A 12,348-nucleotide genomic window follows, 5' to 3' on the forward strand; every position below is an offset into this window, starting at 1 on the left:
TCTCTTAAGAATAATTGCTTCTGGTTTTTTTATTTAAAGTTGGCTAATTTTATACTTTAAAATCGGAATTATTGTCCTTTTGAAATGAAATTATTCATCTAAAAATCTGCAGTTATGCAAGAAAAAATTAAAAACGGAAATTGGGAAAACTACAAATCCGTTTATTTGTTCCTAATATCATTGGGTATTGCACTAGGATTGACTTGGTTGCTCCAAGAACCCGAATTTAATGATTCGCAAATCTATGTTCTGTTTCTACTATTCTTTGCTTTAGGATTATGGTTTACCGAAGCTGTTCCTGCATTTTCAGTGAGCATTTTCATTATAGCCTATCTGGTTTTTACGCTGGGAAATGAAAATTTCAACTCCGCACCTGAGAACATCGAAAAATATGTCACCACTTTTTCCAGTAGTATAATATGGCTTATGCTTGGCGGTTTTTTTATGGCTGCTGCTATGACCAAGACGAAACTAGATGAAGCATTGTTTCGATTTACCTTGAGAATGTCAGGTTCCAATCCAAGAAATCTGCTCATTGGACTGATGTTGACCACGATGGTAGCTTCGATGCTAATGTCAAATACAGCCACAACTGCTATGGTTATTGCCTCGATTATGCCACTTTTGAATTCCCTGGGAAAAGAATCTTCCCTGACCAAAGCCTTTCTATTAGGTGTACCTATTGCTGCAACCACAGGTGGAATGGGAACCATTATCGGAAGTCCACCCAATCTGATCGCTATTGGTGCATTAGAAAATGTTGGTATCGAGGTTTCATTCCTTGATTGGATGATTTATGGTTTGCCACTTGCTTTTGTTTTGACGGCTATAAGTTGCTTTGTATTGATTTTGGTTTATATCAAAGACACCAAAGCCATTTCGCTTGATTTTCTTCAAGTTCAACAAGAGGTGTTAACCAATCAAGTAAAAACAGAACGATTTGCAGTAATTGTTATCATATCAATTACGATTTTTCTGTGGTTGACCACTTCATTCCACGGCTTAAAAGTGGGAGCAGTGTCAGCAATCCCTTTGGTTTTCTTTCCATTATTTGGTATTCTAAAAAACAAAGATGTACAAGGACTTCCTTGGGATACACTTTTATTGGTAGCAGGAGGGTTATCACTCGGCTTGGCCTTGCTGCATTCGGGTTTATTAGATTATTATGCCGGTTATATCAAACAAATGGAGGTTCAAGAAATCATTCTTTTGCTTTTGTTTGCGTTCATGACGATGATTTTATCTAATGTAATGAGTCACACTGCAACTAGTACAGTGTTGATTCCTTTAGGAATGGCTATTTTAGTAAATGCTCAAACTGAGGTTGCTCTTATCATTGGTTTAGCAGCTTCAACAGCCTTGTTTCTTCCTGTTTCAACACCACCCAATGCGATTGCCTATAGCACAGGTATGCTTGATATCAAGGATTTTAGGAAAGGCGGAGTATTAGTTGGAATTCTTGGTCCATTATTGATTGTTTTATGGATACTATTTGTATCTTGGCTTTAATAAAAATATTTAAGGTTAACCCGTTGGGTGTAATTATTAAAAACGTCAGTTCGAGTGCTTTTTGTGAGATCCCGATAGCTATCGGGATGAACGAAACTTCTCGATACGCTTCGCTACTCGAAGTGACGTGTATCGAGAATCGTTTTTAACGAAATTTTTCTTGTTCTGTCATCCTGAGCTAGTCGAAGGACAATTTTCTGACGAAAACCACTCGAACTGACGAAAAATTATCATCATAAACTGATTACACCCAACTGGTTAAGGGTAGTGTTTTACTATAAATTTTTTAAGATGAAAGATTTAAAAGGTTATTTGATGATGCGTGATCCTAGATTTAATAAAGGGACGGCATTTACTTTAGAAGAAAGAAAACAATACGGTTTAGAGGGTTTGTTGCCAGACCAAATCGAAACGATTGAAACGCAAATGTTCCGCGTCAATGAGCAATTGGAACAGATTGTCGCTCCCATCAATAAATACATTTATTTATCTAATTTATTAGAAACTAATGAAACTTTGTTTTTTAATTTGGTTAGCAATGATCCAGCTAAATTTTTGCCATTAGTTTATACACCAACTGTGGGCGAAGCTTGCGAAAAATTCGGACATATTACCAGAAGAGTGCGTGGCGTATTTATTTCAATCCATCAAAAAGATCGGATCAAGGAAATTCTCAGAAATTGGCACGAAGAAGATATTCGATTTACGGTTGTAACGGATGGAGGACGTATATTGGGATTGGGTGACCTAGGTGTTTGCGGATTGGGAATTCCCATCGGTAAATTGGCGTTGTATACCGCTTGTGCTGGTGTTCCTCCACAGCATACACTTCCTATAATTTTGGATGTTGGCACCAATAATGAAGACTTTTTAAACGATCCTCTCTATCCGGGTTTGAAACAAAAGCGAATCACAGGCAAAGAATATGATGATTTTATCGAAGCCTTTGTGGTGGCCATTAACGAAGTTTTTCCAAAGATTTGCATCCAATGGGAAGATTTTAAAGGGGTTGATGCCATCCGAATTCTTAATAAATTTAAAGACAAAGTATGTACCTATAATGATGATATTCAGGGTACGGCAGCGATTGCTACAGCAGGATTTATTTCGATTAGCCGCTTGATGGGGAAACCTTTCAAGAATCAGAAATTTCTCTTTTTTGGAGCAGGAGCTGCAGCTTTTGGAATCGCCGATTTGTTAGTTCAAAAATTCCAAAAAGACGGATTGAGCAGGGAAGAGGCTTTAGAGCGTATTTGGATGTTTGACATCAACGGATTGTTAGTGCAATCCAGAACCGATTTAGCCGATTATCAAAAACAATTTTCTCATCAAGGAGAACCAACAAATGATTTGGCAACAGCCATTCTTCAAGTGAAACCTACGGCGATTATTGGTGTGAGTACTGTGGGTGGCGCCTTCAACCAACAAGTTATCGAAAATATGAGTTTGGTCAATGAAAGACCAATCATTTTTCCGTATTCTAATCCGACTTCGCATTCCGAATGTACAGCAGAACAAGCTTACGTTTGGAGTAAGGGAAAAGCTATTTTTGCTAGCGGAAGCCCATTTGCCGCTGTCGAGTTTGAAGGGAAAACCTTTACGCCAGGTCAGGGAAACAATGTATTTATTTTTCCCGCAATGGGATTGGCCATATTTGCGACCGAAGCTAAAAGAGTCACCGATTTGATGTTTATTACGGCAGCCGAAGCAGTGGCCGAACAAGTTAGTCAAAAAGACTTTGAAATGGGATTGATTTACCCCAGTGTGAAAAATATTTTAGAAGTATCTGTCAATGTTGCCATAAAAGTTGCCACATTGATTTTTGATAGCGGGTTGGCTACTGTTGATCGACCAGATGATATAAGTGCATTTGTAAAAAGTAAAATGTATGTTCCAACATATTGATAATATTTTTGTTATTTTACATTTTATTTAATCCAAGCAAAGCAGTGAGAAATGCTTTTTTATCCAGCTATTCGTAAATGTTAAAGAATTTTATTATTTATTTTTCTTTTTTTTGCTTCACTTTTCTGAGCGTTCAGGCGCAGAAGAATGATACTATCTATATGAGAAATGGAGATAGAATAACTGGTGAGCTAAAGAAATTTGAATATGGGTTGCTTAATTTGAGTACAGATGCGATGAAAACCGTCAGTATTCAATTTGATAGAATCAATTCGATTCATTCTTCAAAGTATTTCGAAATACGTCTTAATTCAGGGCAAAAGTATTTTGGTCGCTTGAAAAAATCAAATGTGATGTCGACTGTAGATATCATTAGTGTAACGGACACTGTTTCTAAACGTTTGTGGGATATTGTTTTGATTGTCCCTATCAAACGTTCCTTTTTTCAAAAAATTGATGGCTCTTTTGATTTAGGGTTGACCTACACCAAAGCTAGTAATGTCTTTCAATACAGTTTGAACACAAAGGTTACTTACAGAACGACATACTATGCGACTCAACTTAAATTTGAAAGTCTGCAGACCGATGATGGAACATCAATGTCTAAAAATAATACACTTGGATTTGCAGTGAGTCATTATTTACCCAATAAATGGCAAAGTAATATCTTTGTGCAAGGCCAACAAAATACGCAATTGGACCTCGATTATAGGGTTCAAGCTGGCTACTCTATGGGGTATGATGTTTCGAGAACGAATTCGGTTCGGTTTAATGTAATGGGGGGCTTGGTTGCCAATCAAGAAAAAACTATTGCTACCGCAACAACTTCCGAAAATTTAGAAGCCTTATTGGGCGCACAAGTCAAATGGTTCAAATACCGCAGCCCAAAAGTAGATGTTACCTCTGGAGTCGAATTGTATCCTTCTGTAACCAACTTGGGACGAATCCGGCTCGAATATGATTTAGCAGCAAAATATGAACTCTTCAAAGATTTCTACCTCAATCTCCAAATTTATGAGAATTACGATAGCCAGCCCTCTAAAGATGCCAAGCCTTTGAATGACTGGGGTGTGATAACGTCGATAGGGTTTACGTTTTGAGTTGGAAGATGGAAGAAGGAGGTACGAGTTACGATTTACGATATACGAGGTACGAGGTACGAAGTGAGAGGTGGTAAGATGATAGTTGGAAGATGGAAGTACGATTGACGATTGACGATGTACGAAGCCCGAAATGTTAGAAGTTGTGGTTTGTGATAATAAATAATCTGTAACAATCTTATGTAGAGATTATTACAGTTTTTTTTGATTTGTTAGGTCTTATAGAGACTTTCTAGTATTGGACTTTCCTAAAATGGATGTAAATCAAGCTAGTATTTCTTGTTTAGATTGATTTTCTCTTTTCAACACCTTCTATATGAGAAGACTTATTTTTTCGTAACCATTCGAGTAGGCTTTTGAATAAGTCTTCTGCCTTTTCAGCATACTTTTGCTTGTCTGGATTGGATCCTAAAAGGTTATTCATCTCGTGCGGGGTTTGGTTGCTTGGTCAAATTTGGCGAACAGTTTTTTTCTATTGGCTTCTGCTCCGAAATTCCGATAGCCATCAGAATTGCCTAGCGGGCTTGTTGTTAATGCAGACTAACCACTTTTGTAATTGTCCAGTTTTCATTTTCTTTTTTCCAAACGATAAAAAACTTACTTGGTTTTGATGCTGCGTCAGGTTCTTGATTATTATAAAATCTATGAAATCCGATTTCTACCGCACCGTAGTTGTGTATAGGATACACTTCAATGCTTCCAGGAATTATATATCGAGTTACTTTACCACAAATATTATTTTTAGTTCCTAAGATAATTTCAGACTTTGAATTTATTAATCCGGCTTTGTCGTAAAAAAATTCAATGGTATCGGAATAAATCGATTCTTGTTTTTTTAAATCGCAGCTATTATAAGCATCAAAAAATACTTTATCCATGGATTCAATTTGGGCATAAAGAATTGTATCAGCAGGAACATATACTCTTATTTTGTCCTGTGCGTTCGCTGTAAAAGCAACTAATACGATAAAAAGTATTGCTGATAATTTACTTTTCAATTTCATAGTGGTAAGTTTTGATTGAACTACCACACGAAAGGATTCGTGCGGCAGCGGGGGGATAAAAATTATGGAGTAATATTTATTTTTCAATTTCATAGTCTTAAGTTTTGTTTGAACTACCACACGTAAGGATTCGTGCAGCCACTGTCATTAAGTTAAGCGCTATTTGTCATTCTGACGAAGGAAGAATCTCAACAAACGTGCGCAAATTATTTGATTTGCATCGCCTGTTCGCTTTGCTTGAGCCAGCTTGGACAACTACTCCTTCAAAAATTCATACTCGTAAATTTTGGGCTTAATTTTGTCTGCCAAAATGTTTAGCTTGCTTCTTAATTCACTTATTAATTCAGTATACTTGGAATCATCACTTCTTGCATTCATTCTGCCTTTATCGTTTCTGCCTTGAAAATACTCTCTTATATCATACAAACTTGCGTTGACGTTTACTTCTTTTTGTGAATGATAATAGTTCCATAATTCACGCCCAGCATTGAATACAGCTGTAGCTTCTTCTGAAAATTCTTTTGGTTGGTTGTCATAAACCCCAACTTGTACTTCATTTTCGAATAAAGAATGTTCCGTTTTTTGCTCCACTTTTAGTTTACCATTGATAAAGTTGGTCATAAAATTACTGGCAAATTTTTCTTTGGCATGTACTTCTTGTTCAGTAAACGGAATCCAATGGTTAATTCCTTCGCTACTGGAAATTCTATTTTGACCATAAAAAAGTGCAAAAGCTAAACAATCGTTTTGAAATTCTGCATCAGTTTTCCAACCATCATTTGGGAATGAAAATTGGTCTCGGTCATTGAGCCAAGTAGCTTCAAGGCAAAGACGGACTGAAAAATATATTGAAATCGGAATTATATTGGTAGCTACAATATTTATTGAACCACTTCTTGCCATTTGATTAATTTTTATAAAAACCTTGGCTTGGTTTTGAAAATCAGGAGGATAATTTGATAATAAACCTATATTTTCTTTTGTTTTAATTTGAAATTGAACAAACCATTTATTAATACTATGTGGTAAATCTCCATAAAAATTTTTAGTTCCCTTGAAATTTCCATTCTTATCAAAAACATCTGTTTCGATAATATCTATTTTTGATTTTTTGCTAGTGTTCCAAATAGTGAAACCAATAGGGAATTTGCCTTTTACATTGTCAAATGTTTCGGCAGGAACAATAAATCCACTTACATAATCCGCTAAAAAATAGTCTTTAAATTTTTTAAAATTAGAACCGTTTACAAATTTCAATTTTGAAAATTGACCTAAGATGCAACCTGGCATTTTTTCATAAATGTTTGCCATAAACAAGGCAAAAATTTCGTTGGAAGCATTTCCAATTTTAGGTTTTAGTTGGTCATTTATTTTAAAATTTGTTGTTACACCACTTTTGTTTTCTCCTGTGCCAGTTACCGTTTTTGATGATGTGGCCTCCGCATACGGCGGATTAATGTAAATTACTAATTTTTTTCGTTTTTCTTCGTCATTAATAATGTCTTGCAAACCTTGAGGAAGTTTAGTAAAATCGTCATTCAGGAAGTCAAATTGAAACACATGGTTTTTCAAAAGATTGGCTCCGTGGTCGATACGTTCGTGCATTACATTGATGTCTGCTTGGTCTAATGTACTGGCGTAAATGTGATACTTATTGGTTAAACCCGCCAAAAGATTTCCAGTTCCGGCAGCACAATCCCAAATGTAATAGTCGTCTTGCCAGTTTTCGCCTAAATAATCGGTGAGGTATTTTTGTGAAAGTTCAACCCATTGTCGAGGGGTGAAAAAAGCTCCTTTTCGTTCTCTAATATCTTGCTGAACGAGTAAATCTCGACGTTCGATTATGTAGTCTTGAAATTCTTTTATGGGTGGTCGTTTGTATCGTTTCCAAAATTGCAGATAAGTTTCTTTGTTTTTTAAATTGATGGTCGCATCAAACATTTGCCTGATGTTTTCTTTTGCTATTTTGTAGCCTTGATTTTGAAACACCACAAATAAACTATCTCTTATGGTAAGGTCGTCATCAATATTTTGTGTATCACGGTCGTCCACAAAAAGGTCAGCAAGATAAAAGTCATTATCGAAGATGTTTGCCTTTTTTAAGTCATCCCAATTGACATCAATGTTTGGTTTTACTATTTCGAGCCAACGTAAGTAAATGGGAATGAAATTATTTTTGTCAATTTTTAATTTACTTGTTGTAGTAGCTTTAGCTACATTGTTTTTGATGAAAGTTACAAGGTCTTTATCCTCTTTTACGAAATCATATACATAAGTATTTCGTTTTAGTATAGTTTCAATTCGTTCTTTAATGAGTTTAAACTCTTTGGTTTCGTGATTACTTGGTGCTACATTCCAATTAAAGTCGTTCAAATAAAATATGTCTTGAACATTGATATAAGGTACAAAAGCAATTTTTTTAAAGTCAAAAGCGCCTAAAAAAGCAGGAGGTAAAGTTTTGTCAAAGGTTCTTGCTTTTCCAATGGTTAGAATCAGTTGCACAAACATTGTTGGAATGTCAAAATTTCCAGTTTTGGCTTCCGCCCAAAGAAGCGGTGTTCTTCCAAATAAGTTGTCTTGTTTTGGAAAAACGGTAAAGTCTATATTTCCAATGATTTCGGTAGTGTCAAATTGCTTGAACCAATCGGCACCCACTTTGTTTTTAAGTTCTTCTTCTCTTATGTTTTTATATTTCATTATCTCGTTTATGTATTAAATCTGATGAGCAACAATAATTAGTGGTTTGCAATATTCTTTCCCAATCGTTCTGCCAAGTTTTCGATGTCGTCATATCGTGCGAGTTGTTTTAACCAGTTTGGTGGGATAGTATCAAGTCCATAACACAATCCTGCAAGCCCACCTGTTACTGCGCCTGTTGTATCCGTATCTTCGCCTAAGTTTACAGCTTTCAAAACTGCATCTTTGTAGTTTTCAGTAGTCAGTAAACACCAAATACTGGCTTCAAGTGTATGCAACACATAGCCGCTGCTAAAAATATTTTCTTCTGACAGTTCGTGAATGTTTTGTTGTAGCAAACGATCAAAAAAATTTACCTCAGTTGGATTAATTGAAAGAGACTGTAGGTGATTTGTGATTTCTGTTTGAAGTTTTTTGTAAGCTTCAAATTTATCTTTTCCATCTAAAAGGTGTAAAGCAAATTCAAGATAATAAAAGCAAGCAATTACGGAACGAATGTGACCGTGCGTGATGGAAGAAACTTGTTTTATTATTTCATATCGCTCATTAATGGGTTTGTCTAACAAATAAAATAGCAAAGGTAAAATTCTCATTAATGAACCGTTGCCGTTTGATGAAGCTTCGAAACCTCCAGCTAATTCTGGTTGTTCGCCTTTTGCAAGGCGGTCAATTGCTTGTCTTGTTGCAATACCAATATCAAAAACATTTCCTCTAGGTGTCCAATAGTTGTTGTAATACCAGTTTATAAAATTTTGTCCGATAGTGTTCAAGTCAAAGTCTTTTGTCAAAGCTTCTGCAAGGCAAAAGCTTAGTGAACTGTCATCTGACCAAGTTCCTGCTGGCAAATTGTAAGTTCCGTAACCCATCATATCTTTTACTGGATTAGCACTTATAGTTTGTCTATTTTTAAACTCAACGGGCACTCCAAGTGCGTCGCCAACAGCCACTCCAAAAAGAACAGATTTAATTTTGTTTGTATAATCTACTCCTTGATTGGTGAAAAGCATATTGCCAAAAGTGCTCCAACCTTGGATTATATCCGATTCGGATTTGATATTTTGGTTGACGAATATTTCATTTGCATCTATTCCTAAAAGGCCTCTTGCAATTAAAAATGAAATCTGTTCAATGTCGGTTTTGTCCTCTTTGTTATTGTACTTGTCCTGATTTCTTTCAGCCCAAAATTCTTTAATAGCATAACCATTTTTCTGTTTTATTAAGGGTGCTTTGTAAATCCCAAAACCTGTCCAAGAACGATGAAAGTGTAGCCAATTGTTTTCGCAATAGATAAACCATTTGTCTTCCATTTGATTTGGAATAAGTCCATTTGTCAATTTAGAAAACAGCTTTTCTGTAAATTGCAAGTCAATTTCAATTCGTTTTGGATTGTCAATTGGCAGGTTTAACCAAGTTATTTTTGTTGCAATTTCGTTCATCTTTTATTGTAATGTTGCGTTTTTTTCTTTGTCAATTACTTAAAAATATATTTTTCTCGTTAACGCTAAACTCCAATCGAATTAGCTGACTTTGCCTTATTCTAGTTACTGAAATTTATTTGCCTAAAGTAAGGATAAATCATTACAAAATTCATTAATAAAATAACTAATTGGGTGTAATTATTAAAAACGACAATTTGAGTGTTTTTTGCGGATTATAACTGAACAAAAAATATATCGAGAATCGGTTTTAATGAAAAGAACCTTTGCTTAAATTTTATACTTTAGCTAAGGTGTTGAAATCCTATAAGTCATAAATAGCCCCGATTGCAGAGGAAATCCTTGTTATAGTGAGATTGCCGCGCAAGCTCGCAATGACAAGATTGCAACGTAAAGCGGGAGCAGAGCTCATAAAAACCACAAAAAGTCTTGCTCCTAAAAATCAATAGATTATCTCTGGAAAATTATTTTGCAGTTCAAAATAAAAGAATTACTTTTGCACACCTTTTGGTGAATAAGAGTTTCCTTTAGGTAAAAACTAATTATACAAACAACTTCTGTTGTTTTCTAGCACGTTATGAAACTCGAGAAAATGCAGAATACAAATTTTTAATCAGCATGTCTGAACAATTAAAATTACAAGAAGAGTTTTTAGCAAATTTTAACTGGCACAACTTTGAAGAAGGTATTGATGCCGTAGATGAGAAAAACTTACAAGAATTCGAAGACCTAGTTTCAAAAACTTTTATCGCGACAGATCAAGAAGAAGTAGTAGAAGGTATCGTTGTTAGAATTACAGATAGAGACGTTATCGTTGATATCAACGCAAAATCGGAAGGTGTTATTTCATTGAACGAATTCCGTTACAATCCAGCACTTAAAGTAGGTGACAAAGTAGAAGTATTGATTGATATCCGTGAGGATAAAACAGGTCAATTGGTATTATCTCACAGAAAAGCACGTACTATCAAATCATGGGATAGAGTTATTTCGGCTAACGAAACAGGAGAAATCGTTACTGGTTTTGTAAAATGCAGAACTAAAGGTGGTATGATTGTGGACGTTTTCGGAATTGAAGCTTTCCTTCCAGGTTCTCAAATTGATGTTAAACCAATTAGAGACTACGATGTATATGTAAATAAAAACATGGAATTCAAAGTGGTAAAAATCAACCACGAATTCAAAAATGTTGTTGTATCTCATAAAGCGCTTATCGAAGCGGATATTGAAGTACAGAAAAAAGAAATCATCGGAAAATTACAAAAAGGACAAGTATTAGAAGGTGTTGTTAAAAACATTACTTCTTACGGTGTGTTTATTGACCTTGGTGGTGTTGATGGATTGATCCACATTACTGACCTTTCTTGGTCAAGAATCAACCACCCATCTGAAGTTCTTGAATTAGACCAAGTGCTGAATGTGGTTATCCTTGATTTTGATGATGAGAAAACAAGAATCCAATTAGGATTGAAACAATTGAATGCTCACCCTTGGGATGCTCTTGATGCTAATTTAACTATTGGTGATAAAGTAAAAGGTAAAGTAGTAGTTATCGCTGATTACGGTGCATTTATCGAAGTTGCTGAAGGTGTTGAAGGTTTGATCCACGTTTCTGAAATGTCATGGTCAACTCATTTACGTTCTGCTCAAGATTTCGTAAAAGTGGGTGATATTGTTGAGGCTCAAATCTTAACTTTAGATAGAGATGATCGTAAAATGTCATTAGGTATCAAACAATTGTCGCAAGATCCTTGGACTGATATTACTTCTAAATACCCAGTAGGTTCTAAACATGTAGGTATCGTAAGAAACTTTACAAACTTTGGAATTTTCGTAGAATTAGAAGAAGGAATCGACGGATTGATTTATATCTCTGACCTTTCTTGGACTAAGAAAATCAAACACCCATCTGAATTTGTAAATGTTGGTGAAAAACTTGACGTAGTGGTATTAGAATTAGATGTTGATGGACGTAAATTATCTTTAGGTCACAAACAAACTACTGCTAATCCTTGGGATCAATACGAAGATTCATTCGCAGTGGGAACTATCCACTCAGGTGAAATCTCTGAAATTGTTGACAAAGGAGCTACTGTAGAATTTGGTGAAGATATCGTTGCTTTCATTCCTACTCGTCACCTTGAAAAAGAAGACGGTAAAAAATTGAAAAAAGGCGAAACTGCTGATTTCAAAGTAATCGAATTCAACAAAGAATTCAAAAGAGTTGTAGCATCTCATACCGCTATCTTCCGTGAAGAAGAAGAAAAAGCAGTGAAAGCTGTTGCAGAAGCAGTTGCGGCAAATACAAATGCTCCAGCTTCGACTCTTGGTGATGCCAATGATATTCTTGCTGGTTTGAAAGCCAAAATGGAAAAAAACGAGAAAAAGAAATAATCTTTTAATCGTTTTGAATATAGAGAGTCCCGAGTAATCGGGACTTTTTTTTTTGCCACTGATTGCTTCGCCTATTCGCTATCGCTCGGGTCACAGATTTTGTTTTGATTGTTCTTCCTTCAGTTTTGGGTTGTAGCTATGCAAAAGTGAAACGTCTATGATTTCTTTAAAATCTATAATTTTTTGTAACTAATCAGTTTATAATTCAAACTCAAATTTAGCTATTATTACCAATGCTTCCAATACATTTAGGCCATTTTTTATAGTTGTATCAATGACTGAGCGTATTTTAGCAAAGTTTTG

General features: G+C 35.3%; 7 protein-coding genes. 4 read left to right on the forward strand and 3 right to left on the reverse strand.

Annotated elements, in window-relative coordinates; all coding sequences use genetic code 11:
* Nucleotides 1-114 precede the first annotated feature (114 nt).
* From ACIQ1E_RS04020 to ACIQ1E_RS04030, 3 genes are all read left to right on the forward strand, one after another.
* Nucleotides 115-1,509 (forward strand): SLC13 family permease, encoded by a 1,395-nt coding sequence (locus tag ACIQ1E_RS04020; protein WP_396168908.1) that lies wholly within the window; start codon nt 115-117, stop codon nt 1,507-1,509.
* A 291-nt stretch (nt 1,510-1,800) separates the two neighbouring features.
* A complete protein-coding gene (locus ACIQ1E_RS04025; RefSeq protein WP_396168910.1) occupies nt 1,801-3,414 on the forward strand; it encodes an NAD-dependent malic enzyme in 1,614 nt (537 codons plus the stop codon).
* A gap of 161 nt (nt 3,415-3,575) precedes the next feature.
* Entirely contained in the window at nt 3,576-4,514 is a 939-nt protein-coding gene (locus ACIQ1E_RS04030; protein WP_396168912.1) for a DUF481 domain-containing protein, read from the forward strand.
* Between the two features lie 530 nt (nt 4,515-5,044).
* Here the strand turns inward: ACIQ1E_RS04030 and ACIQ1E_RS04035 are convergent.
* The 3 genes from ACIQ1E_RS04035 to ACIQ1E_RS04045 form a co-directional block, all read right to left on the reverse strand.
* Nucleotides 5,045-5,518, reverse strand: coding sequence for a nuclear transport factor 2 family protein (locus ACIQ1E_RS04035; RefSeq protein WP_396168913.1), 474 nt, complete (start codon nt 5,516-5,518; stop codon nt 5,045-5,047).
* A 255-nt stretch (nt 5,519-5,773) separates the two neighbouring features.
* Nucleotides 5,774-8,215 carry a hypothetical protein gene (locus tag ACIQ1E_RS04040; RefSeq protein ID WP_396168915.1) on the reverse strand — a complete coding sequence of 814 codons (2,442 nt, stop codon included), beginning with the start codon at nt 8,213-8,215 and terminating at the stop codon, nt 5,774-5,776.
* 38 nt (nt 8,216-8,253) lie between these two features.
* Nucleotides 8,254-9,651 carry an ADP-ribosylglycohydrolase family protein gene (locus ACIQ1E_RS04045; RefSeq protein WP_396168917.1) on the reverse strand — a complete coding sequence of 466 codons (1,398 nt, stop codon included), beginning with the start codon at nt 9,649-9,651 and terminating at the stop codon, nt 8,254-8,256.
* 618 nt (nt 9,652-10,269) lie between these two features.
* Here ACIQ1E_RS04045 and rpsA point away from each other — a divergent pair.
* A complete protein-coding gene (rpsA, locus tag ACIQ1E_RS04050) occupies nt 10,270-12,045 on the forward strand; it encodes a 30S ribosomal protein S1 (protein WP_396168919.1) in 1,776 nt (591 codons plus the stop codon).
* The last annotated feature ends 303 nt before the right edge of the window (nt 12,046-12,348 follow it).

It is taken from the genome of Flavobacterium sp. (assembly GCF_044348915.1).
GTDB lineage: Bacteria > Bacteroidota > Bacteroidia > Flavobacteriales > Flavobacteriaceae > Flavobacterium.